Origin of the sequence: Leuconostoc sp. BM2 (genome assembly GCF_002095565.1) — a bacterium.
Classification (GTDB): domain Bacteria; phylum Bacillota; class Bacilli; order Lactobacillales; family Lactobacillaceae; genus Leuconostoc; species Leuconostoc falkenbergense.
Map to the genome: position 1 here is coordinate 1 of NZ_MOWQ01000006.1, position 24,220 is coordinate 24,220.

Here is a 24,220-nt window from a genome sequence, read left to right on the forward strand (position 1 = left end):
TAGCGCCAAAGAATTAGATCAAATTAATCATTGGATCAATGCGAGACCAATGAAAACACTCAACTGGCAATCACCACGAAAGGTTTTTCAGCAGTTTGCAGTGTTCGGTTAATTCTTGCAATCTACCATATCTTTTTGTTAGATTATGGCGTCTCACTCAACGTCCATGTTAATTCTGATTCTAGTTGTTTGCCAAGCAATGCTGTATCAATCACAGTGCTTGGGTTCAACCAAATGCTGAAGTTTTTGGTATCATCATGATTAAAAGCAATACTCTTGGTCGCAGCCGCTGATGTGCCCGACCAGAAACTGCTAGCACCAGTGGCTAAATCACTAGTGCCATATTTAATCTTCAAGTTTGACTTGGCAATCGTAGCTGATTCACCATCAGTTGTCCAATCACTTGTTTGCGCCACTGTAACATTATACGTTGTACTGTAATCTAAATCTATTAAGGCCACCGAACCAGTTGCCATGTTGGTTGCCAGCGGGCTATTGCCATTAAAGAAGTCACTGGCTGCTAACGTGCCAAAGGTAAGTGATGAAATCGTATTGATAACATCCTCTTGTGCCCACACGTACGTAACTGCTTCAGTTCTATCAGCGTACATTTCTGTCGTTGTGACCATTGCACCCTTAGGATTAAATACTTTTCCTGTGCCAACAATCTGCCAACTGGCTGCAGTTGTTTTGTGGCTTGACGTAATCGTTGTCCCAATGGGGGGAGCTGCTGTGAAGCTAGGATCATCGGCAAATTTAATGTTTTCCCCCAGCTTGATGTGCCAGAGTTTAGAAGTCTTTGCAAACATGTTAGTAACTATCGCACCGGATGTATTCCAGTCGGACAGATATAGCATACTAATATCAGACAGTCTAAACATATTGCTAAACGTTTGCACTTTGGTGACATCCCAGCTAGAGATATAAGGGATATCACTGTAGATAAAACAATAAAACATATAACTCATATCCGTGACATTGGTCGTCTTAAAATTGTATAGGTCCAAAGGGATGTCGTAATAACCACGTGTGATCTTAGTGTAAGCAAACATATAAGCCATATTAACTGATGTTGCGGTCCGACCGACACCCCAAGTCGAGAGATCTAACTTACGTAAATTTGTCGCACCGTAAAACATATAGCTAAAATCTGACACTTGGGTGACATCCCAGCTACTTAAGTCCAAAGCAGACTCACTACCGCGAGCAAACATATAACTCATATTAGTGACATTGGTCGTCTTAAAATTGGTTAAGTTGAAACTGAAAGAGTTAGGAGTGGAATAAAACATATAAGCCATATTAACTGATGTCGCGGTCCGACCAACCCCCCAAGTCGATAGATTTAAAGTGGTTAACTTATCCGCATCGTAAAACATATAGCTAAAATTTGACACTTGGGTGACATCCCAGCTATTTAAATTCAAACTAGACAACTTACTGTAAGCAAACATATAACTCATATTAGTGACATTGGTTGTCTTAAAATTGGTTAGGTTTAAATTGGTTAATAGACTGGTGCCATAAAACATATACCACATTTCAACTGATGTCGCGGTCCGACCAACCCCCCAAGTCGATAGATTTAAGGTGGTTAACTTTGTCGCATTTCTGAACATATTGCCAAAACCTGACACTTTGGTAACATCCCAGCTACTCAAATCTAAACTGGTCACACCACTCTCCTCGAACATAGAGCCCATACTGATCACGTTACTTGTATCGAACGTGCTCAAATCTAGCGTGGTGGCTAAAGCGCTATCCTTATAAAACAACCCGCTCATGTACTTTACTGATGAGGTGTCAAAATTACTCACATCAATTAATTGAGATAGCCCTGTTAATTGCGAAAACAAATTGCTTGAATTTGCTGGCGCAACAACGCCACTTTCAAATTGAATGCTCTTGACGTCTGCTGGTGTCACACCTGCATTAGTTAAATTTGTTTTAAGTATCTGCGACAGCGTGCCCGCACCAAAGACCAACAAGCCAGTAGCAGAATCAAACGTCCAAGTACTTGTCCCGTTGGTATTAGTTGTGATGGCTCTTGGTGCTTTATTTTTGGCAACCGGTTTCTGGCTATCAGTTGCTTCAGGCGCTTCTTTGACTGTGGGTTCTGACACCCCACTATTTTCAACCGGTTCCTCCACTGTTTCATGCTCATCTGTTTCTGGCTCTGATGATCTTCCCTCAGCAGAATCATCACCAACATTAGCATCCACCCGTTGAATCAATTCCTGCAAATCAGAACGCCCCTCATTAGGTAACCGCATTGTCGTTGCTGGTTGGTTATTATTTTTTTCTGATAGTTGAGACGCTGTCACAGCTTGCAGAGGGCCTGATAAAGTCATTAATAAGGTGATGATGATAATATATAATGATTTTCTAACACGCATATTTCCACTCCATAGTAGTCTAGACCCTCATTCTACTAGGGGGGGTGGAAGATAAGACGACTTTTAAGTGAATAAATTGTGAATTTTAGCGTCGAAATATGACTGAAATAAGTACGCGAATTAAAAAAAGACGAACACCGTCCGCCTTTTTTATCAATTATGCCCAACCGTTTTTTTGAAAATCAGACAAAATACGTGCTTGTTCTTTAATGCGATTGTCACGTGGTAGTGTACGTGCATGTGATGAATCACGCCATAAATGGTGGACACGATCTGATACATTGACCAATTGCGTATCGCCAGTCGCAATAATATACGCAGTTTTTTTCCAATCTGTTTCCAAAATATATTCTATACCAATCATAATTTTTCCTCGTCAAAATAGCTTTATATATTGCTTTAATTATCTTATTAGCACCTAGTATAAGGCAATATTTTCATTCTGTCTATGATATTACTATTAATATATATAATATTACTGAAAATTGGTACATATTTTTCATCAATGTTTATCTGTTAGACCAACTATGAAAAAAAGTACCAAATTATGGCATTTTCCCATCCGATTAGCTTTCGATGTGGTAAAATGAGTAAATACGGAAGAAAATAGTGAGGATATTTTAATGAAAACATGGCAAAAACTAACAATTGGTGGTGTGGTTGTTGTGGCTGTGGTCGGTGGCACTCGTGCAGCTGGCTTATGGGGTGGTTCCAACAGTAGCAGTGATAAAACGATACACTTTTCGTTGCCGACACCTTTGAATGGGTTGGATTCAGCAACGATTACTGATGAATACTCAATGGACGTCGTTGGTAATGCTGGAGAAGGCTTACTTCGAGCTGATAAGAATGGCAAGCCACAACTGGCGCTTGCCAAATCAATCAAGTCATCAACTGATGGCAAAACATGGACAATTACTTTGCGTAATGGGCTCAAGTGGTCTGATGGCAGTAAGTTAACGGCCAAAGATGTTGTCTACGCTTGGCAGCGTGCTAACGACCAGAAGACTGCTTCAGAGTATGCCTATTTGTATAGTGGTATCAAGAACGCAGACGCCATTCAAGCTGGTAAGGTCGACAAAAAGACGTTAGGTATCACAGCCAGCGGCAATACGTTGACAGTGTCATTGGAAAAGCCGATGCCACAATTTAAGAGTTTGTTGACGTTCCCAACTTTCTTCCCACAAAAGCAAAGCTTTGTTGAAAAATATGGCAAAAAGTACGGGACAACCGCTAGCAAGACGCTTTATAACGGGCCTTACGTATTTAAGGGTTGGAACGGAACAAACAATAAGTTTAAGTTAGTCAAGAATAAGTATTACTGGGACGCGAAAGCGGTTAAGACACCGGAGATTGACTTGCAGGTCATTCAGAAACCAGAAGTAGCTGTGCAAATGTATAAGACGGGTAAGCTGGACTCTGCGTTGGTTAACACGCCACAATTATCAGAAGCGAATAAGAATAACAAAGGATATCGCATCACGCCACAAGCAACAACGGTATTTTTGGCTTATAACCAGTCCGGAAATGTCAAGGCGTTGAATAATACGAAGATTCGTCAAGCGCTGAATTTGGTGACGAACCGTTCAGAGTTGAATTCACAAGTATTGTCAGGTACGTCAACGCCAGCCACGTCATTTACACCTAAAGGATTGAGCTCGGTAAATGGAACTGATTTTGCGACTTATGCAAAGCAAGACTATAAGTATAATAAAGCAAAAGCTCAGAAGCTTTTCCAAGAAGGCCTGAAGGAATTAGGCGAGCAGTCCATTACATTAGAAATCGAAGCCGATACAGATCGTGTTGCCAACGCGAAAGATGTTGTCAACTATTTGCAAGGTCAATGGAGTAAGAATTTGCCCGGCTTAAAAGTGACTGAGAAGTTCGTGCCATTCAAGCAACGCTTGCAAGATGGATCGAATGCTAATTTCCAAATTATGCTGACGCAGTGGGGCGCTGATTATGCCGAACCAACGACATTCTTAGATTTGGCTTCGACTGGCAACGCTAATAACTACAACCACAATTCAAACGCGGATTACGATGCACTATGGAACAAAGCAAAGGGTGTCGATGCCACAAATGATACTAAACGTGCAGCTGACGAAAAGGGATTGGAAAAGATTATCAATCAACAAGCCATTTTGAATCCGCTGTATTACCAAGCACAACCAGAACTAGTTAATCCTGATGTTACAGGATTCTATCACCATGCAGTTGGTGTTCCACTGGACTTTAAACTTGCAGCACGCAAGTGATAGTTGGGATGGAAGAGAGTGATGAAATTGCGTTTTGAAAATAAAGTAATATTAATTACAGGGACAAATAACCCCAAAGGTATCGGGGCGGCCATCGCTAGAAAATTTGCTAACGCCAACGCAAAACTTGTACTCGTTTATAAACGCTTAGACTATTCTTGGGACGAAGCAAAGGCTAATGAACCAGGATATGATTTATATTTTAAAAGCCTTGCGAGTGATGGTGGCGAAGTCAAAGATGAGTTAGAGGGAGCTGGTGCTAAAATATTAACAATAGAAGCTGATATCACTGAAAAAGATGCACCAGCAAAAATATTTAAGCAAGCTGTCAAAAAATTTGGTCATGTAGATTTCCTAATCAATAACGCAGCCGAGTTTAGCGAACATGATTCTCTTGATAAAATTACTCCTGAAGCAATTGATTTGATTTTTGATGTAAATACCAAAGCGACATTGTTGATGTCACAACTTTACCTTCAAAATTTTCAAGGACAAAGTGGGAGAATTATCAATTTTTCAACAGATTCTGCGCAAAATATGGCAGGTCAAATTGCTTATGGTGCAAGTAAAGCTGCTAACGAGTCAGTAACTAGGTCGCTTGCAGTGGAACTGGGTTCAAAAGGTATAACTGTTAACTGTATTGCGCCAGGACCAACGCAAACAGGATGGATCAACAAAGATTTAGAAACAATTGTTTTACCAGATATTCCGACAGGTAGGTTGGTTCAACCAGAAGATATTGCTGACGCGGTTGCGTTTTTATGTAGTGACGAAGCAAACCAAATTACGGGGCAGATCATTAAGGTTAGTGGGGGACATAACATTTAATAGTTTACTAACAAACAATTACTTATCAAAGAGATAGATGCTTGTTTCATACCAAAAATGAGGTAACATAAATTATTTAACTCAAGCACAACCAGAACTAGTTAATCCTGATGTTACAGGATTCTATCACCATGCAGTTGGTGTTCCACTGGACTTTAAACTTGCAGCACGCAAGTGATTATTCGTGAAAGCATGCCATTTGGTGTGCTTTTTTATTTGGTGAATTTCATGTAAAAGGCAATAAAAAAACCACGAAGCAGAATCTAAATCAAACTTGCTTCGTGGTTGCTGCAATCGAATCGACCGCTTTTCCTATTAAGCGGCCAAAACGATTGAGCGTTTTCCATTAGAATTACTCAAAAGTTATGACCCCCTTTCCTAGATTAAGACCATAATAAAACGGACTTTCAAAAATGTCAAGTTGAAAGCTTTGGTATAATAATAACAATAATAACTAAAGGGGAAAATATGACAATTCCAATTATTTTTGATACTGATCCGGGTATTGATGATGCTGCGGCACTCAGTATATTACTGACAAATTCTGCTTTTGATGTGCGATTGGTGACGACGGTTGCGGGGAACGTTTCCGTCGATAAAACAACGCTGAATGCTTTGAAGTTAACACATTATTTTAATCGGCAAGATGTTAAAGTAGCTCGTGGCGCAGAAAAACCATTGGTCAAGCCATTTAAGGATGCTGCGGCAATTCATGGTGAAAGCGGCATGCCGGGCTATGATTTTGGCACACTATCTACTCAAACAATTGCCGAAGAAGCAGTTGTGGCCATGCATCAGACCATACAGGCATCACGTGAACCAATTACGTTGGTTGCAGTTGGGGCATTTACTAATATCGCGATGTTGATACAGCGATTCCCAGACGATTTGCAGAAAATTGAACGATTAGTCATTATGGGTGGCAGTTTGTCCGGCGGTAATTTGACATCAGTTGCTGAATTTAATGTTTTTACCGATCCGGATGCCGCCAAAATTGTGTTTGAAAGTGGCTTGTCTATTACAATGTTAGGTCTTGATGTAACAGAAAAGGCCGTTTTGACAACTGATTCTTTAGCAACATTAGCACAGATCAATGAAACGGGACGAATGCTGTCAGCGTTATTTGACCACTACGCTGATCACACAGGTACTGGCAAGCCAATGCATGACGTTAACACACTATATTACTTATTACACCCTGAAAAATACCAAATGAGGGATATTTGGATTGACGTGGTGACAAGCGGACCGGCAATTGGTGCAACAGTTGGGGACATTTTGCAAAGTAGCCACGACACGACAAACGCACATGTGGCCCTTGATATTGACGGACCAGCGTTTAATGCTTGGTTTTTGTTGATGGTTGCACAAATTGATGACGCAAATATCAACGCGGGAAAACTTGAAAAATAGCCCATTTTTAGGTATTCTAGTAGTAGTTGAAAATGGCGCTTTTTGTGTGCTGAACTAATTGAAATTGGAGAACACAATTGACAAACGAAGACTTCATGAATGCACTCAAACAAGCCGGCATGACATTAAGTGATGCGCAATTAGCGCAATTTGAACAATATTATGAATTATTGGTGACAACTAATGCCAGTGTTAATCTGACGGCAATCACTGAAAAATCAGAGGTCTATCTCAAACATTTTTATGATTCACTGACAGTCGCATTTTATGAAAAAAGCTTGCAAGATGGTGAGCATAGTTTAATTGATATTGGTACTGGCGCCGGTTTCCCAGCGATACCACTAAAAATTGCCTTTCCAAATCTTAAAATCACCTTGGTGGACGCTTTGCAAAAACGGGTTAAGTTTTTACAAACCGTTGTCGACGAGCTCAAGTTGAGCGACGTGACTATTGTTCATGGGCGTGCCGAAGATATTGGACAAAATCCAACGTTCAGGGAGCAATTTGACTATGCAACAGCGCGTGCTGTTGCACGGACAAGCGTATTGGCCGAGTATACGTTGCCATTTGTCCACATTGGTGGTGAATTTCTAGTCATGAAAGGTGCAGCAGCACAACAAGAGTTGGCTGATGGGCAAAAGGCGTTGCAAACGCTAGGCGGTAAATTACGTGATGAATACGCGTTTGAATTGCCTAATGGTGATTCACGATTTATACAAATTGTTGATAAAGTGACGAAAACACCCAAGAAGTATCCGCGCCAAGCGGGTACACCAAGTAAAAAACCAATTGCTTAAACTAAAATAGGAGGCGCCTAAAATGGCACAAATAATTGCATTAGCCAATCAAAAAGGCGGTGTCGGTAAGACCACCACAAGTATCAATTTAGGCGCGGCATTAGCACAGGCTGGGCAGCGCGTTTTATTGGTTGATATTGATGCCCAAGGTAATGCGACTAGTGGTTCTGGTGTTGATAAATCTGCTTTAACCGTTGATAGTTATGACGTTATCGTTGAGCAAACACCATTGCATGATGTTATTGTGCCAACGGACAATTATGATTTGGTGCCTGCCACCATTCAATTATCAGGCGCCGAAATTGAATTATCCAATCAAGAAAAACGTGAATACCGCTTGAAAACAGCACTTGAAAAAGTGCGTGATGATTATGACTTTATTTTGATTGATAATCCACCAGCTTTGGGATTGTTAACTGTCAATGCATTTACGGCAGCAGATGCTATTCTTATTCCTGTACAAACTGAATTTTATGCGTTAGAAGGTTTGGGCCAATTGTTGAATACAATTGAGCTGGTTCGTCAGCAATTTAATCCAGAGTTAGATGTTGCCGGAATTCTGTTGACAATGTATGACGGACGCACGAATTTGGCTAAGCAGGTTGCGCAAGAAGTGCGTAATTACTTTGATGACAAAGTCTATGAGACAATCATCCCAAGAACAGTTCGTTTGAGCGAGGCGCCATCTTATGGACAAGCAATCATTGATTTTGATCCAAGAAGTGTTGGTGCTCAAGTGTACAATGATCTGGCACAGGAGGTCTTGAAGCAATATGGCAAATAAAAAAGGTGGCCTTGGAAAGGGCATGAGTTCGCTATTTGGCGCCAATAATGTGTCAAAATCAGCAGTTGAACATACAAAATCTGCAACAAAAGAGCCGACTGCAACCGAGAATGTTGTGCAGCTTAACTTGAGTGCTATAAAGCCTAATCCATTTCAACCACGCCGTCATTTTGACGAGACGAAGTTACAGGAATTGGCAACATCCGTTCAAGATAGCGGTGTTTTAACACCGATTATCGTTCGTGAAGATGGTAAAAGCTACCAAATTATTGCTGGTGAACGACGTGTACGTGCTTCACGATTAGCAAAATTAACTACAATACCAGCTATTGTGCGTCAGGTTGATGATGACACGATGGCAGCCGTGGCACTAATTGAAAACTTGCAGCGTGATGATTTGAATGTCATTGAAGAAGCGCAAGCTTTCGATGCTTTAATGACAAGATTGTCACTTAGCCAAGCTCAACTGGCTGAAAAAGTTGGTAAAGATAGAGCAACTGTGGCAAATGCATTGCGACTGTTGAAGTTACCAGAAAATGTCCAAACATTGTTACAAGATGGTGATTTATCAATGGGACAGGCAAGAGCTTTATTAGGTTTAAAGAAAAAATCACAAATTGACAAGGTTGTTGCCACGATTATGGCGCGTGGTTTAAATGTCCGTCAAGTCGAAGCATTAGTTAAACAAATCAATGAATCTGGTGACGAGCCTGCTGCCTCTGAAAAGCCACAAATTTCACCTTTCATTGCGGCAGTTGCAACACAGCTGGAAGAAAAATTTGGCACAAAAGTTAAGGTCAATACAGCCACCAAGGGAAATGGCAAAATTGAAATTAACTATGTTTCAAATGATGATTTAAGTCGTATTTTAGCATTATTAAATATTGAGGTAGATTGATGGCAACACCATTAACATACAATTTACATGACATTGTTGAAATGAAAAAGCCACATGCTTGTGGTGCCAATGCTTGGGAAATTACGCGTGTTGGCGCAGACATCAAATTATCTTGTACAAAATGTGGACGTGGAATTATGATGACGCGTTTTGATTTTAACAAACGATTGAAAAAAATACTTGAAGAAGCAAGTCAGAAAGAAGATTAACATGGCACTTACTGCTGGAATCGTCGGCCTTCCAAACGTCGGCAAATCAACATTATTTAACGCAATTACGAAAGCTGGTGCAGAAATGGCCAACTATCCTTTTGCGACGATTGAGCCCAACGTTGGTATGGTAGAAGTACCAGATGAGCGTTTGGCACGTATTCAAGCCATTGAACCTGCTGATAAAGTCATCCCAACAACTTTTGAATTCACGGATATTGCTGGTATTGTTAAAGGCGCCTCACAAGGTGAGGGATTGGGCAATAAATTCCTAGAAAACATTCGTCAAGTGAATGCTATTGTCCACATTGTCCGCGCTTTTGACGGTGATGAAATTATTCATGTTAATGGTGTTGTTAATCCGTTGGATGACATTGAAACAATCAACACTGAGCTGATTTTGGCTGATCTTGAAACGGTTGATAAGCGTTATGCCAAAGTAGCGCGTGCCGCTAAGGGTAGCGACAAGGCTGCTAAAGCTGAGTTTGCAGTCCTTGAAAAATTAAAGCCAGCGTTAGAAGCTGGTCAATCCGCTCGAACTGTTGCGTTTAGTGATGATGAACAAAAAATCGTCAAAGGCTTGTTCTTATTAACTACCAAACCCGTTTTGTATGTCGCCAACTTGGCTGAAGATGATATGGCTGATCCTGAATCTTCAAAGTACTTTAATGAAATCAAAACGTTTGCTAATAGCGAAGGTGCTGATGTCATTGGTTTGTCAGCAAGTGCAGAAGAAGAAATTGCCGAATTACCAGATGATGAACGTGCTGAGTTTTTGGAGATGGCCGGGGTTGATGAACCCGGATTGAATAAGTTGATTCGAGCTGCCTACCATCTGCTTGACTTGCGAACATTCTTCACAGCTGGTGGCAAAGAAACACGCGCTTGGACTTTTAGAGCAGGTGCCAAAGCGCCACAAGCCGCTGGTGTCATTCATTCTGATTTTGAACGTGGTTTTATTCGCGCTGAAACCATTAGTTTTGACGACTTAGATGCTTTAGGCTCAGTTAAAGCAGTGAAGGAAGCTGGAAAATTGCGCTCGGAGGGTAAAGAATATGTCGTACAAGACGGCGATATTATCGAGTTCAGATTTAACGTTTAATCAATATAAAGGTGCACTCGCACCGTACATAACCTAGGGAGGCAACAACGCATGTCAGAAAATCGTGAATTAACGAAAAAAAATCAGGATTTCATGTTCCAATTCAAAAAACTATTGGCTCAAAATACAAAATTAGATGGTGAAAAAATAGACACAATTGTATCAGAGGTAGAAGCTAAACTTTTGGCAACACAAGGCCAAGGACAAACAGCGACGCAATTGTTTGGTACACCAACACAAGCTGTTCAACAGTATCTTGACCCTAAAAAGACAGCCAAAAAGCTTTTTGACTTCAAATTTAGTACTTTAGCAATTGATACGTCATTAGCCATATTTATGTTATTTGCTTTAGTCTTTGGCTTGACTTTGTTTTTCTCAAAAAACAATCGTAATCAAGGCGCAGGGATTATTTCTCTGTTGCTGATTGCCGGAGTGGGTGGGTCAATTTATACAGCAGTGGTTTTGAAGTTGACACCTAATCCAAAAGTACCTGAACAAACTAATTCTCGTAGTCGTCGCTGGGGCTACCTCATTGCTGCGATGGTAGCTTGGATTTTGGGATTCGTCGTTTTGGGTATGTTGCCAGCTGTTATTAACCCAACATTGCCTGCGATTGTCTATATTATCTTGGCAGCCGTGGCTTATCTTGCTTTCCGTTGGAACCGCCAACGTGCTGGCTTAAAGGGTGGTTTCTTCGCCATAAGTCAATTATCACAACAAGCGCGCCTAGAAGCTGCGCAAAAGTAATTGAAAGGAAATTGAACCATGAAAATTCTAGTCGTTGATGATGATCTTGAAATTGCAGAGCTGTTAGAAATTTATTTAAAAAATGAAGGCTATGATCCAATTATGGCCAGCGATGGTAAAGAGGCAATGTCAAAGCTGAATACAAACCCAGACATTGCATTGATGATTTTAGATGTCATGATGCCAAATATGAATGGTCTAGAAGTTGTCAAAGCAGTACGAAAAGATAGTCGTATTCCGATTTTGATGCTGTCAGCTAAGTCAGGCGACATGGACAAAATTCAGGGCTTGATCACAGGCGCTGACGATTATGTTACCAAACCATTCAATCCGCTGGAAGTAATGGCGCGCGTTAGGTCACTCTTGCGTCGAGCTGAAAATGCCGTACAAGATCAAACACCCGACGTATTAGACATTGGATCACTTGTTATCAATAAAGACAGCCATGAAGTCAAAACATCAGATGGTGATTTGGTCAATTTGACAGCATTGGAATTTGGTATTTTGTACTTGCTAGCTTCTCATCCTAATCGTGTTTTCTCGGCTGATGATATTTTTGAGCGTGTTTGGCAACAAGAATCGGTTGTGTCTGCAAAAACAGTTATGGTGCACGTTTCTCATTTACGTGACAAAATTGAAGAAGCAACTAATGGTGACCAAGTCATCCAAACAGTTTGGGGTGTTGGCTATAAAATTGAAGTGAACCAATGAAAAAAATAGCGATATTTTTTAAGCATAATCGCACAAAAAATTATTATATCATCGTTACGCTACTGTTGCTTTGCCTATATAGTTGGACAACTATGACAGGTTTTGATGTTTTAGCACAGCGAGTTAATAGATTTTCCAGTAATACTTGGCAGATACTGGAATTTTTTGTATTTGTACTAGGCAATTTTGCGATTATTATCGTTCAATATGTTAAATGGCGACGAGATGAAAGTTTGTTGCGATTAATTAGGGAATTACGACAAATATCTGCAGATAATGCGGATATGACTATTGATTGGCATGCTACTTATGCGCCTAAAACACAAGCGTTGATTGATGTTTCTAACACAATTGCGACTAACACGCGACGTATTCGAGAAGAAGAACGTGCCAGTGAACGTTCTAAAGATGAAATGATTACTAATATTTCACATGATTTGCGTACGCCATTAACAGCGATTATTGGTTACCTAGGATTGGTAGAAATGGGTGACAATCTTAGCGACGATAACCGCAAAAAGTATATTCATACGGCTTATGATAAATCCAATCAAATGAAAGTGTTGGTTGAGGATCTATTTGAATTTTCAAAGACACAGGCTCAGGACGCGTCTTTGAATCTGACATCATTAAGTTTAAGCGATTTGTTTGGTCAATTATTAGCGAGCTACGAACTTGAGGCACAGGAAAAAAATATTAAGTTGACGCAATTAACCAATCCAGAGATGATTGTGATTGAAGCTGATTCTGATAAGTTAGCGCGGGTGTTGATGAATCTGATTACGAATGCTTTTAAGTATGGTGATGGGGCCACTTTTATTAAGTTAACAGCTCAAGTACGAGATGAAAATGTTGAGATTCGTGTGATTAACGACGGGGCTAAAATTCCGGGGGATGCGCTAGACGATATTTTTGACCGTTTTTATCGTGTAGAAAGTTCTCGTAATAGTAAAACAGGGGGAACGGGGCTTGGCCTCGCAATTGTTAAAGGTATTGTGACACAACATCACGGTGTTGTGTCTGCCGAATCGGATGATGATTTAACAACTTTTGTCATCAGTCTCCCACTCAAACAAAAGGGAGTGAGTTATGAAAAGATACAAAACTAAGTTAATAGTCGCGGGCGTGATTGTCCTAATAATTGGTTTGATTATTGGACTATCGACAAATAAAAAGGATGTTTCAAAGCCAACTAATGTCAAGCACGTGACTGATAAACCAATCAATTTGAGTGTTGATGCCACTTCAGCGGTTGTGATTGACGCAAAAACTGGACAAATACTTGGTGTCAAAAATGCTGAAAAGCAGGTGCCAATTGCTTCACAAACTAAAATGTTGACTGCTTATGGTGTGCTACAAGGCATTAAGTCCGGCAAAATTAAATGGACAACCAAAGTGCCCATTACCAGTAAATCAGATTTATCTGATCAGGACAGCCATCTTTTTTCCCATATTGCCGTGAAAGCTGGTGACAAATTATCTGTCAAAGAATTATATGACGTTATGTTTGCTAATTCTGCTAATGATGCCGCATTTGCACTAGGTGAATTTATGACACCTAAAGGCAAAACAACTCAGCAAGCATTGCAAATGTGGGCAAAATCATTACATTTGACCGGCTCACAGTGGTATAATTCTGCGGGGCAAGTCAATGGGGATGCCTTTGAAAATCAAATTAAGAGTGCTTCAAAGACAGCTGCCAACCATGCGACTGCAAAACAATTAGCGATGATTGCTAAAGCTGATTTAGAGTTGGATCCCACTCTAAGAAAATTGTCTGAAAAAATGACTATTTCATACCATTTAACTGCCTCTTATGTGGTGACAGACAAAACTGATTACTGGCAGCTAATGACACAAACAATGCCAAAGCTGTCTAATCCAAACAAACTGATAATTGAAGGGCTAAAAACCGGATCAACACCTGAATCTGGCGCAGCATTCACAGGCATTATCAAAGACCAAAATGGACATGTATTTATTACGGTTGTCAATGGTGCCGGTGATTATATGGATGAAAAGACACGCTTTCAGGCCACGTTGGATGTAGTCAATGAGGTGTTAGCCAAAAAGCAAGGGCATACATTCACAAGTAATCAAACAATACAAAAGTTAAATTTTCAAGCACTAAAGAAGACTGAAGTTCCGGTCAAATTGGCGGAAACTAAAACTTTTTGGACAAACAAAAAGACACAACTTAAATTATCGAATTTGAGTGTTGACACTAAGCTTGCCAAACTAAATAAAAATCAAAAGATTGGGCATATTAGTCCAGCTTTAGACGCACAATATTTGCCTTATACTTCAAAAACAGACAAACAATTAACTGTAAAATCTGGTGTTAAAGGCACGCAAGCTAACTGGTTTGTGAGACTTTGGCGGAATCTGTTTTAATATACAATCGATCGAAAGATCGATTTTTTTGTGAACTGATCCAACCATAACCTTGTTATTCCATTAAAATAATGCTATTATATTGGTATAGACCAAAGCGGTATAGACCAATTAAAGAATGGAGACCACATCATGAATATTATCAAAGTAAAAAACGCTGACGAAGGGGCTCAAAAGGCATTTGAAATTTATCAGAATGTGATTAAAAGTGGCGCAAAAGTGTTAGGCTTGGCAACAGGTTCCTCACCAATTGCGTTGTACGATCGTTTATCAGCAAGTGATTTGGACTTTTCAAATATGACATCAGTCAACTTGGATGAATATTTGGGACTAGACGGTGATAATGACCAAAGTTATCGTTATTTTATGAATCAACATCTCTTTAATCAAAAGCCTTTCAAGCATTCTTACGTTCCAGATGGTAAAAGTGATGACCACGAAGCTGCCGCCAAAGCGTATGATCAAATTATTGCGGAAAATCCAATTGACCTACAATTATTAGGCATTGGTCGTAATGGGCATATTGGTTTCAATGAGCCAGGGACATCATTTGACTCAACCACGCATATTGTTGATTTAACGCAATCTACAATTGATGCAAATGCACGCTTTTTTGAAAAAGAATCTGACGTGCCAACGCAAGCTATTTCAATGGGTATTGCGTCAGTCATGTCAGCTAAACAGATTCTTTTGGTAGCCTATGGTGACAGCAAAGCCGATGCGATTGCAGCAACAGTAAATGGACCAGTATCTGAAACCGTGCCAGCTTCTGTTCTACAAAATCACGAAAATGTTACAATCATTGTTGATGAAGCAGCTGCGTCAAAGTTGTGATAAAATAATAGTGAAAACGATTTCATAATATTAATAATAGGAGCGAATAATGGCACACATTACATTTGACACAAAGAACATTGAGAATTTTTTCGCACCACATGAATTGGACGAGATGCAACCGTTAATTACGATGGCTGACCAACAATTGCGCAATCGTACGGGCGCTGGTGCGGAATATTCTGATTGGTTGACTCTACCTACTGATTACGACAAGGACGAATTTGCACGTATTCAAAAGGTGGCCAAACAAATTCAATCTGATTCAAAAATTTTGGTTGTCATTGGCATTGGTGGTTCATATTTGGGCGCAAAAATGGCAGTTGATTTCTTGAATCCAATGTTTAATAATGAATTGGCGGATGATCAACGTCAAGGTGTTAAAATTTATTTCGCAGGAAACTCAACTTCTGCAGCTTACTTGAATGATTTGGTTCGTGTCATTGGTGATCAAGACTTTTCTGTCAACGTTATCTCAAAGTCTGGTACAACAACAGAACCATCAATTGCTTTCCGCGTATTTAAGCAATTGCTTGAGAAAAAGTACGGTTCTGATGCTGCTAAGAAGCGCATTTACGCAACAACAGATGCTAATCGTGGTGCTCTGCATGATGAAGCTGCGGCTTCAGGTTATGAAACATTTACAATTCCTGACGGTGTTGGTGGTCGTTTCTCTGTTTTGACAGCCGTTGGTTTGTTGCCAATTGCTGCTTCAGGTGCTGATATCCAAAAATTGATGGATGGCGCTTGTGATGCGCAAAACGAATATACTGATTCTGATTTGAAAAAGAATGAGGCATATAAGTATGCTGCCGTTCGTCGTATTTTGTATGATAAGGGTTATACAACAGAATTGTTGATTAACTGGGAACCTTCAATGCAATATTTGTCAGAGTGGTGGAAGCAATTGATGGGTGAGTCTGAAGGTAAAAACCAAAAGGGTATCTACCCATCTTCAGCTAACTTCTCAACCGACTTGCACTCACTTGGACAATATATTCAAGAAGGACGCCGTGACTTGTTTGAGACCGTGGTTAAGTTAGATAATCCTGTATCTAATTTGGATCTACCACATGAAGAAGGCAACAATGATGGTTTGCAATATTTGGAAGGTATCACGATTGATGAAGTGAACACAAAGGCTTCTCAAGGTGTTACTTTGGCTCACGTTGACGGTGGTGTACCTAATTTGGCTGTCCACTTGCCAGCACAAGACGCTTACTCATTGGGTTACATGATTTACTTCTTTGAAATGGCTGTTGGTGCTTCTGGTTATACATTTGGCATTAACCCATTTAATCAACCTGGTGTCGAAGCTTATAAGACAGCGATGTTTGCGCTATTGGGCAAGCCTGGCTATGAAGAAGCCACAAAAGCATTCCGTGCGCGCTTAGATAAATAAAGTTGTGTTGATTTAATATTTTAGAAAGGCCAAAACAATGTGTTAATTGTTTTGGTCTTTTTTTGTTCAAATTTATTAAATTTTGTTCAAATGTGCTTATATGTGTTATTAAAACGATAAATATGAACAAATATTGACTTTTTTGTGAATAAATGATATTATTACACTGGTTACAATTTGTAAGTTGAGTTAAAAATGGGGAATAAAAATATGAGTAAGCAAGAGCATAATTTTACAGCAACGCCAACCGTTAAATTTAAGATGTATAAGGCAAAAAAGCAATGGGTAATGGCCGCGTTGGCCTTTATGACTGGTGCTGCAATTATGGTTGATCACGCCACAGTTAGCGCAGATACAATAGACGCACAGGCTGTTACGCAAGTTACAGACAATACTCAGCAATCAGATATTTCGGACACAAACACTAATTCTGTTGTTAGTCATGTGAATGTTTTAACAAGTGAAAGCGCAAATGCTGCTGACACATCTGTATCAACTAATGTTCAGACTGATTCAGATAATAGTTTGGTTGACAATAGTCAGAACCAGACCGCACAAAATACTCAGCAAAGTATTAATACTGTCAGCAATCAAGACAACTCGTCAACAGTCAGCACGTCTACAACAAGTGAGCCAACAAAAGTTGATTCGCTTGACGATAATAATTTGAAGTCACAATATAGTGATGACATGAAAGCATCAAATATAGACTATGTTAATGATGTTGTATCATCAGAGACTACGGTAAATGACTTGAGCGAGGTTCCTGATGGGAATCAGTCAACGACGCGTGTGTACTATACAGAGACGCAGAAACTTAACCCACCAAAGGGATATATTAGTGGCACATTACCAGGATCTGCTGGTAGTATGAAGGCACATGTCGAGTTTGATCCACAGGTTGACAACATCACAATGACTGCCTTGACTGATAATGGCTACTTAAATATTGAAGATTCAGATGGGGAATGGGTACATTTAGACCCAGCTACTTTTAAAGTTCAAGTACCGACTGGAACTTTGAAGGTAAATGTAAAAAAAATGACGGCTGATGATATACAGAAATTAATTACTGAATTAGCCAATAACACAAAAATTAGCTATCAAGGTACAATGTATGATGCTGAAGTAAATGCCGATAGTAATGGTCATCGCTTTATGCTATTTAAAGATAGCAATCACAATGTTTTGAAAATATCCGCATTAACGGGCACTAATGTTCCAAGTGAAAAAAATGAAATAACAGTTGCTGTTGATATCGCCGATTCTTTACAGGTTGGTCAGCAACTAAATATGGATACAATGTTTGCGCTTGGTACTAACTTGTATGGCAATCAGGTTTCATATACGACTACTTACACCTATAAGACTGTTACCAGTGAACAAATCGTTACTGGAAATATTGTGCCAAAGGATCCAGCAGGTAATCCAGTAGGACCAGAGACACCATACGGCCCAGTAGCACCAGGGACAACAATTGACACACCGTATGGCCCAGTTGAAGTACCAGCAAATGGTGGCGATATTACAGTTACAGTAGCCACGGGCACGCCAGGGATTGCGGTTTATGAAAAAGTAGCTGTCGACGTCCCAGAACACATTGAACTGCCAGCAGAGACTGAACCAGGGATTGCGGTCTATGAAAAAGCAGCTGTCGACGTCCCAGAACATGTTGAATTGCCAGCAGAGACTGAACCAGGAATTGCAGTCTATGAAAAAGCAGCTGTCGACGTCCCAGAACACGTGGAATTGCCAGCAGAATCCGAACCAGGGCTTGCGGTTTATGAAAAGGTAGCCGTGGATGTCCCAGAAGCACAAGGTTCAGCCGTAGATGTGCCAGAATACGTAGTAGCTGGAAACATTGTGCCAAAAGATCCAGCAGGCAATCCAGTAGGACCAGAGATACCATACGGCCCAGTTAAGCCAGGGACAACAGTTGACACACCATATGGCCCAGCTGAAGTACCAGCAAATGGTGGCGATATTACAGTTACAGTGGCCACGAGCACGCCAGGAATTGCGGTTTATGAAAAAGTAGCCGTAGACGTCCCAGAACACGTGGAATTGCCATCAGAGACTGAACCAGGAGTTGCAGTCTATGAAAAAGTAGCCGTAGATGTCCCAGAACACATTGAACTGCCAGCAGAGACTGAACCAGGAATTGCAGTCTATGAAAAAGTAGCTGTCGATGTCCCGGAACACATTGAATTACTATCAGAGACTGAACCAGGGATTGCGGTCTATGAAAAAGTAGCTGTCGACGTCCCAGAACACATTGAATTGCCAGCTGAAACTGAACCAGGAATTGCGGTCTATGAAAAGGTAGCCGTGGACATACCGGAACATGTTGCATTACCATCAGAGACTGAACCAGGGATTGCAGTCTATGAAAAGGTAGCTGTAGACGTCCCAGAACACGTTGAATTGCCAGCAGAATCCGAACCAGGGCTTGCGGTCTATGAAAAGATAGCCGTGGACATACCGGAACATGTTGAACTGCCATCAGAGACTGAACCAGGAATTGCAGTTTATGAAAAGGTAGCCGTGGACGTCCCAGAACATGTTGCATTACCAGCAGAAAACGAACCAGGAATTGCGGTCTATGAAAAAGTAGCTGTCGATGTCCCCGAAGCACAAGGTTCAGCCGTGGACGTCCCAGAATATGTAGTAGCTGGCAATATCGTACCTCAAGATGAGCATGGTAACCCAGTAGGACCAGAAATTCCATATGGCCCAGTTAAGCCAGGGACAACGGTTGACACACCGTATGGCCCAGTTGAAGTACCAACTAATGGTGGTGATGTTGTGATTCAAATCAAGACACCAGCAGTCGATGTCCCCGAAGCACAAGGTTCAGCCGTGGACGTGCCAGAGTATGTAGTAGCTGGCAACATTGTGCCCAAAGATCCAGCAGGAAACCCAGTAGGACCAGAGATACCATACGGACCAGTAGCTCCTAAGACACCAATTGACACACCATATGGTCCAGTGGTTGTCCCGGAGACAGGTGGCGATGTGGTAGTAACAATCAAGACAGCCGTCGATGTCCCAGAACATGTGGAATTGCCAGCAGAAAACGAACCAGGTATTGCAGCCTATGAAAAGGTAGCTGTAGACGTCCCAGAACACGTTGAATTACCAGCAGAAAACGAACCAGGGCTTGCGGTTTATGAAAAGGTAGCCGTGGACATACCGGAACATGTTGCATTACCATCAGAGACTGAACCAGGTATTGCAGTCTATGAAAAGGTAGCTGTAGACGTCCCAGAACACGTTGAATTGCCAGCAGAAAACGAACCAGGGCTTGCGGTTTATGAAAAGGTAGCCGTGGACATACCGGAACATGTTGAACTGCCAGCAGAAACTGAACTAGGAATTGCGGTCTATGAAAAGATAGCCGTAGACGTCCCAGAACACATTGAATTACCATCAGAGACTGAACCAGGAATTGCGGTCTATGAAAAGACAGCCGTGGGCGTCCCAGAACATGTTGAACTGCCAGCTGAAACTGAACCAGGAATTGCGGTCTATGAAAAGACAGCCGTGGGCGTCCCAGAACACATTGAATTGCCAGCAGAAAACGAACCAGGAGTTGCAGTCTATGAAAAAGTAGCCGTGGACATACCGGAACATGTTGCATTACCATCAGAAAACGAACCAGGAATTGCAGTCTATGAAAAGGTAGCTGCCGATGTTCCAGAAGCGCAAGGTTCAGCCGTAGATATGCCAGAATACGTAGTAGCTGGCAACATTGTGCCAAAAGATCCAGCAGGAAATCCAGTAGGACCAGAGATGCCATACGGACCAGTTAAGCCAGGGACAACAATTGACACACCATACGGCCCAGTAATTGTCCCAGAGACAGGTGGCGATGTGGTTGTGACAATCAAGACAGCCGTAGACGTCCCAGAACACGTTGCATTGCCAGCAGAAAATGAACCAGGGATTGCGGTCTATGAAAAGGTAGCCGTAGACGTGCCAGAGTATGTAGTGGCAGGAAATATCGTACCTCAAGATGAGAATGGTAACTCTGTCGGGCCCAAAATTCCATATGGTCCACTTGAACCCAATTCTGGAATTGTGACGCCACATGGTATCGAGACGCCAGGCATTATCATTAACACACCGTATGGCCCAGTTGAAGTACCAGCAAATGGTGGGGATATTGTCGTTACGGTCGCTTCAGAAGTACCAGGGATTGCGGTCTATGAAAAGACAGCCGTAGACGTGCCAGAGTATGTAGTAGCTGGCAACATTGTGCCAGAAGATGAAAATGGTAATCCTGTTGGTCCAGAAATACCATACGGTCCAGTAGCACCGGGTACTACAATTGATACACCCTATGGTCCGGTCATTGTACCAGACGCAGGTGGTGATGTTGCCATTGTCGTAAAAGTTGAGGAAAAGAAAAAATCCCCAATCGACGACATAAAAGAGAACAAAGATAATGATGTTGTGCTACCTGTTGCTAATCCTAGTAATGATGGTCAGCAAATCAATAGTGATCATAGTGAAAGCACAGACAAGCAATTACCAAAAACGAGTGCATCACAAAATAACGGCCATGTTGTAATAAGTGGCTTGATTTTGACAAGTTTGCTAGGCTTGTTAACACTCTTGAAAAGAAAAAATAACAACTAATACAATAAATGAGTTGAAAAGACAGATTTAGTTTATGATGAACTAAATCTGTCTTTTTTAAAATCTATAATTTGCTGAAAAACGAACGTTTAAAAATATAAGTTGAAAATTGTTCAAAAATAAAGAAGAATTTTTCTATGATAATGTGAATTAATGTACAAAGCCGTCTTAATAGAGATGTGTCTTTTTTTAATGTCAATATTTGGGTGTGCCAATCGTTTATTAACAAGATAATATAATGATACTGAAAGGGTTAATAAGTTAGATATCATCGTTATTATTCCCGTAAATATGAGGAAATGAACAATAGCATGTCAACACTTTGTGAAAAAAATATTCTATCATGACCGGCTCGTCGGGAACATCAGTGCGATGAATTACGAACAAATGTTTGTGAAGACGATTATTGTCATTGTACGCTCTCAAAAGGTCAACTATGCTATGTAAATAGTGACATTGGAGGAGAAAATAATGACAATATTTAAAACAAAAGCAGTTGTTCAGGCAGATGGCTACCTGAATAAAACACCACCTTTTCAGTTTATTTTACTATCACTCATGTTTCCATTATGGGGTGCTGCAGCTAGTTTGAACGATATTTTAATTACGCAATTTAAAGCAGTGTTTACGCTGTCAAATGTTGCCAGCGCATTTGTACAAAGTGCATTTTACTTGGGATATTTTGTACTGGCTATTCCAGCCAGTCGCGTGATTCAAAGAACGAGTTATAAAATTTCCATTTTAATTGGACTCGGGCTGTACATGGTCGGGTCGCTATTGTTCTTTCCAGCCAGTCAAATGGGAACATATAGCGTATTTTTAATTGCAATATTTGTTTTGGCAACAGGGTTGAGTTTTTTGGAAACTAGCGCCAATACCTATTCTAGTTTGTTAGGTCCTAAGCAACACGCCACTCTGAGACTCAATATTTCGCAAACATTTTATCCTGTGGGATCGATTTTAGGCATTATATTGGGAAAATATCTTATTTTTGGCAATGGAAAAAGTTTGGCGCAACAGATGGCAGGAATGAACGCCAGCGAGAAACTCTCATTTGGGCACAAAGCTTTGGCACATACATTATTGCCTTATCAATGCTTGCTGGTGGTGTTAGGTGTTGCTTTTATCATCTTGGTTTTGACACAATACCCAAAGAAAAGGCAGCAATCACTAACTGTTGGACAACCAAATGCAAAGCTTCTGGACACACTCAAGTATTTATGGCAAAACAAGCCTTTTAAACAAGGCATTTTGGTTGAATTTTTCTATGTTGGTATGCAAACAGCGGTTTGGAGCTTTACAATTCGACTTGCTTTGACGTTGAATAGTCATTTTAATGAACGATATGCTAGTAATTTTATGATTTATGCCTATGTTGCTTTCTTTGTTGGTAAATTTATTGCCAACTTGTTAATACCAAAATTTGGTGCGGTTCATGTTCTACTGTCGTATGGTGTGATGGGTATTGTAGCGTTGCTCTACGTCACATTGGTACATGATGTTTCAGCATTATATGCCTTAGTGCTAGTGAGTGGCTTGTTTGGACCGGGTTGGGCAACTATTTATTCGGAAACGATTAATACGGTTCAGGTGCCAATTCATTGTGAAACAGCCGGTGCTATTTTGGTTATGAGTATTGTTGGTGGTGCGATTTTGCCACTGATACAAGGTGCTGTCGCTGATATGACGGATATGTCTACTAGTTTCAGCATTGATTTAATCGCTTTTGCCGTTGTCGCTTGGTTTGCCAAGACAATGGTACAGCAAGAAAGAGAGGCGCAACAGAATGACACAAAGAATCAATTTGCCGGAGAAATTATTTGACCAAGAACCTTATAACATTTATCAAGATGAGCATTTTACGGTGACGACCATGCAATATGATACAGGCGTTGCCGGCTTGAAAATTAGTAATAATCGTGGCTACATTATGATACTACCTTTTCAAGGTTTCATGATTTGGGATGCCGTTTTTGATCAATTGTCTCTGAAAATGACATCAGCGTTTGATAAACCATACTCAGGAACGCAGGTGACCGATACGTATGGCATGTTTCAATTTACATCTGGTGTTTTAGCTAGTGGTACGCCTAGTGAGACAGATACTCACTCATTGCATGGCGAATATCCTATGACCAAACTTGATCATATTTATTTAGAAATTGACCAAGATAATATCATAATTGGCGGCGAGTACGAGTATGTAAAAGGATTTGGATATCATTATCGAACCCATAATACTGTTATCATGCACGCAGGTTCAGCATTGATAGATATTGGATTAAAAGTGACTAATCTCAGCAACTATCAAACAATGCCTTTGCAATATTTGAATCATCTTAATTATTGCTATGTGGATGGCGCAATGATGACAGCTAACATACCAGAGAATGCACTGACATTAAGACAATCAATCCCGTCCCATGTCAAACCGACAGCCAGCTGGCGGGCATTTAATCAAGCGTTACAAGCAAGTGGTGAAGTCATTGAGGTGCTAGATAATGGTAGTCGTTTTGACCCGGAAATTGTATACATGTCAACAGATTTGCGTCCGTTAGTTGACCGAGCTGTTTTTAAAATGTCACTACCAAATGGACCGACATTTGTTACGTCATTTAACACAAAAGAATTACCGTTTGTTACGAGGTGGTTGTTAAATAATCCTGATCAACAAGTAGCGGCATTTGCCATTCCGGGTACTAGTCACCCTGATGGGTATAACGCTGCTAGTCAAGCAGGTACTTTGATTCATCTTGCGGCTGGTAAAACACAGTCATTTACGGTTACGACTGGAATTGGAGAATAA

General features: G+C 40.7%; 19 protein-coding genes and 1 pseudogene. 18 read left to right on the forward strand and 2 right to left on the reverse strand.

Annotation, left to right across the window (positions count from 1 at the left end; genetic code table 11):
- Positions 1–112, forward strand: a pseudogene (locus BMG01_RS10905) (IS30 family transposase); the annotation flags it as partial.
- 31 nt (positions 113–143) lie between these two features.
- Here the strand turns inward: BMG01_RS10905 and BMG01_RS03205 are convergent.
- Positions 144–2,396, reverse strand: a complete 2,253-nt coding sequence (locus BMG01_RS03205; RefSeq protein WP_036068413.1) for a BspA family leucine-rich repeat surface protein — start codon at positions 2,394–2,396, stop codon at positions 144–146.
- A gap of 157 nt (positions 2,397–2,553) precedes the next feature.
- The gene (locus BMG01_RS03210; RefSeq protein ID WP_004914272.1) at positions 2,554–2,760 is read right to left on the reverse strand and encodes a hypothetical protein; all 207 of its coding nucleotides are present in this window, start codon (positions 2,758–2,760) and stop codon (positions 2,554–2,556) included.
- 259 nt (positions 2,761–3,019) lie between these two features.
- Here BMG01_RS03210 and BMG01_RS03215 point away from each other — a divergent pair, with 259 nt between their 5' ends.
- The 17 genes from BMG01_RS03215 (at position 3,020) to BMG01_RS03295 (ending at position 24,220) form a co-directional block, all read left to right on the forward strand.
- Positions 3,020–4,654 (forward strand): peptide ABC transporter substrate-binding protein, encoded by a 1,635-nt coding sequence (locus tag BMG01_RS03215; RefSeq protein ID WP_004914270.1) that lies wholly within the window; start codon positions 3,020–3,022, stop codon positions 4,652–4,654.
- Between the two features lie 21 nt (positions 4,655–4,675).
- Positions 4,676–5,482 (forward strand): SDR family NAD(P)-dependent oxidoreductase, encoded by an 807-nt coding sequence (locus BMG01_RS03220; RefSeq protein ID WP_004914267.1) that lies wholly within the window; start codon positions 4,676–4,678, stop codon positions 5,480–5,482.
- A 468-nt stretch (positions 5,483–5,950) separates the two neighbouring features.
- Positions 5,951–6,895 (forward strand): ribonucleoside hydrolase RihC, encoded by a 945-nt coding sequence (gene rihC, locus BMG01_RS03225; RefSeq protein WP_004914263.1) that lies wholly within the window; start codon positions 5,951–5,953, stop codon positions 6,893–6,895.
- A gap of 77 nt (positions 6,896–6,972) precedes the next feature.
- Positions 6,973–7,692: a 16S rRNA (guanine(527)-N(7))-methyltransferase RsmG gene (rsmG, locus tag BMG01_RS03230; RefSeq protein WP_004914261.1), complete on the forward strand. Its 720-nt coding sequence runs from the start codon at positions 6,973–6,975 to the stop codon at positions 7,690–7,692.
- A 22-nt stretch (positions 7,693–7,714) separates the two neighbouring features.
- Entirely contained in the window at positions 7,715–8,476 is a 762-nt protein-coding gene (locus BMG01_RS03235; RefSeq protein ID WP_004914257.1) for a ParA family protein, read from the forward strand.
- Positions 8,466–9,374 (forward strand): ParB/RepB/Spo0J family partition protein, encoded by a 909-nt coding sequence (locus BMG01_RS03240; RefSeq protein WP_004914254.1) that lies wholly within the window; start codon positions 8,466–8,468, stop codon positions 9,372–9,374. Before BMG01_RS03235 ends, BMG01_RS03240 begins: the two co-directional genes overlap by 11 nt.
- Entirely contained in the window at positions 9,374–9,583 is a 210-nt protein-coding gene (locus tag BMG01_RS03245; RefSeq protein ID WP_004914252.1) for a DUF951 domain-containing protein, read from the forward strand. Before BMG01_RS03240 ends, BMG01_RS03245 begins: the two co-directional genes overlap by 1 nt.
- Before the next feature lies 1 nt (position 9,584).
- The gene (ychF, locus tag BMG01_RS03250; protein ID WP_084013427.1) at positions 9,585–10,685 is read left to right on the forward strand and encodes a redox-regulated ATPase YchF; all 1,101 of its coding nucleotides are present in this window, start codon (positions 9,585–9,587) and stop codon (positions 10,683–10,685) included.
- 51 nt (positions 10,686–10,736) lie between these two features.
- Positions 10,737–11,432, forward strand: a complete 696-nt coding sequence (locus BMG01_RS03255) for a DUF1129 domain-containing protein (RefSeq protein WP_036068424.1) — start codon at positions 10,737–10,739, stop codon at positions 11,430–11,432.
- 18 nt (positions 11,433–11,450) lie between these two features.
- The gene (locus BMG01_RS03260) at positions 11,451–12,143 is read left to right on the forward strand and encodes a response regulator transcription factor (RefSeq protein ID WP_004914247.1); all 693 of its coding nucleotides are present in this window, start codon (positions 11,451–11,453) and stop codon (positions 12,141–12,143) included.
- Positions 12,140–13,252 (forward strand): cell wall metabolism sensor histidine kinase WalK, encoded by a 1,113-nt coding sequence (locus BMG01_RS03265; RefSeq protein ID WP_036067037.1) that lies wholly within the window; start codon positions 12,140–12,142, stop codon positions 13,250–13,252. Before BMG01_RS03260 ends, BMG01_RS03265 begins: the two co-directional genes overlap by 4 nt.
- Positions 13,233–14,537, forward strand: coding sequence for a D-alanyl-D-alanine carboxypeptidase family protein (locus tag BMG01_RS03270; RefSeq protein WP_036068427.1), 1,305 nt, complete (start codon positions 13,233–13,235; stop codon positions 14,535–14,537). Before BMG01_RS03265 ends, BMG01_RS03270 begins: the two co-directional genes overlap by 20 nt.
- A 132-nt stretch (positions 14,538–14,669) precedes the next feature.
- On the forward strand, positions 14,670–15,371 hold the full coding sequence (locus BMG01_RS03275) for a glucosamine-6-phosphate deaminase (protein ID WP_004914241.1): 702 nt from the start codon (positions 14,670–14,672) through the stop codon (positions 15,369–15,371).
- Positions 15,372–15,420: 49 nt separating this feature from the next.
- The gene (locus BMG01_RS03280) at positions 15,421–16,773 is read left to right on the forward strand and encodes a glucose-6-phosphate isomerase (RefSeq protein WP_004914239.1); all 1,353 of its coding nucleotides are present in this window, start codon (positions 15,421–15,423) and stop codon (positions 16,771–16,773) included.
- A 210-nt stretch (positions 16,774–16,983) separates the two neighbouring features.
- Entirely contained in the window at positions 16,984–21,414 is a 4,431-nt protein-coding gene (locus BMG01_RS11610) for a KxYKxGKxW signal peptide domain-containing protein (RefSeq protein ID WP_036068429.1), read from the forward strand.
- Between the two features lie 471 nt (positions 21,415–21,885).
- Positions 21,886–23,238 carry an L-fucose:H+ symporter permease gene (gene fucP / locus BMG01_RS03290; RefSeq protein WP_004914226.1) on the forward strand — a complete coding sequence of 451 codons (1,353 nt, stop codon included), beginning with the start codon at positions 21,886–21,888 and terminating at the stop codon, positions 23,236–23,238.
- Entirely contained in the window at positions 23,201–24,220 is a 1,020-nt protein-coding gene (locus tag BMG01_RS03295) for a DUF4432 family protein (protein ID WP_036067036.1), read from the forward strand. Before fucP ends, BMG01_RS03295 begins: the two co-directional genes overlap by 38 nt.

What these genes read in the sequence shown, in the direction of transcription:
- BMG01_RS03205 (WP_036068413.1), bottom strand. Translation starts at nt 2,396, where the DNA reads ATGCGTGTTAGAAAATCATTATATATTATCATCATCACCTTATTAATG.
- BMG01_RS03210 (WP_004914272.1), bottom strand. Translation starts at nt 2,760, where the DNA reads ATGATTGGTATAGAATATATTTTGGAAACAGATTGGAAAAAAACTGCG.
- BMG01_RS03215 (WP_004914270.1), top strand. Translation starts at nt 3,020, where the DNA reads ATGAAAACATGGCAAAAACTAACAATTGGTGGTGTGGTTGTTGTGGCT.
- BMG01_RS03220 (WP_004914267.1), top strand. Translation starts at nt 4,676, where the DNA reads ATGAAATTGCGTTTTGAAAATAAAGTAATATTAATTACAGGGACAAAT.
- rihC (WP_004914263.1), top strand. Translation starts at nt 5,951, where the DNA reads ATGACAATTCCAATTATTTTTGATACTGATCCGGGTATTGATGATGCT.
- BMG01_RS03235 (WP_004914257.1), top strand. Translation starts at nt 7,715, where the DNA reads ATGGCACAAATAATTGCATTAGCCAATCAAAAAGGCGGTGTCGGTAAG.
- BMG01_RS03240 (WP_004914254.1), top strand. Translation starts at nt 8,466, where the DNA reads ATGGCAAATAAAAAAGGTGGCCTTGGAAAGGGCATGAGTTCGCTATTT.
- BMG01_RS03245 (WP_004914252.1), top strand. Translation starts at nt 9,374, where the DNA reads ATGGCAACACCATTAACATACAATTTACATGACATTGTTGAAATGAAA.
- ychF (WP_084013427.1), top strand. Translation starts at nt 9,585, where the DNA reads ATGGCACTTACTGCTGGAATCGTCGGCCTTCCAAACGTCGGCAAATCA.
- BMG01_RS03255 (WP_036068424.1), top strand. Translation starts at nt 10,737, where the DNA reads ATGTCAGAAAATCGTGAATTAACGAAAAAAAATCAGGATTTCATGTTC.
- BMG01_RS03260 (WP_004914247.1), top strand. Translation starts at nt 11,451, where the DNA reads ATGAAAATTCTAGTCGTTGATGATGATCTTGAAATTGCAGAGCTGTTA.
- BMG01_RS03265 (WP_036067037.1), top strand. Translation starts at nt 12,140, where the DNA reads ATGAAAAAAATAGCGATATTTTTTAAGCATAATCGCACAAAAAATTAT.
- BMG01_RS03270 (WP_036068427.1), top strand. Translation starts at nt 13,233, where the DNA reads ATGAAAAGATACAAAACTAAGTTAATAGTCGCGGGCGTGATTGTCCTA.
- BMG01_RS03275 (WP_004914241.1), top strand. Translation starts at nt 14,670, where the DNA reads ATGAATATTATCAAAGTAAAAAACGCTGACGAAGGGGCTCAAAAGGCA.
- BMG01_RS03280 (WP_004914239.1), top strand. Translation starts at nt 15,421, where the DNA reads ATGGCACACATTACATTTGACACAAAGAACATTGAGAATTTTTTCGCA.
- BMG01_RS11610 (WP_036068429.1), top strand. Translation starts at nt 16,984, where the DNA reads ATGAGTAAGCAAGAGCATAATTTTACAGCAACGCCAACCGTTAAATTT.
- fucP (WP_004914226.1), top strand. Translation starts at nt 21,886, where the DNA reads ATGACAATATTTAAAACAAAAGCAGTTGTTCAGGCAGATGGCTACCTG.
- BMG01_RS03295 (WP_036067036.1), top strand. Translation starts at nt 23,201, where the DNA reads ATGACACAAAGAATCAATTTGCCGGAGAAATTATTTGACCAAGAACCT.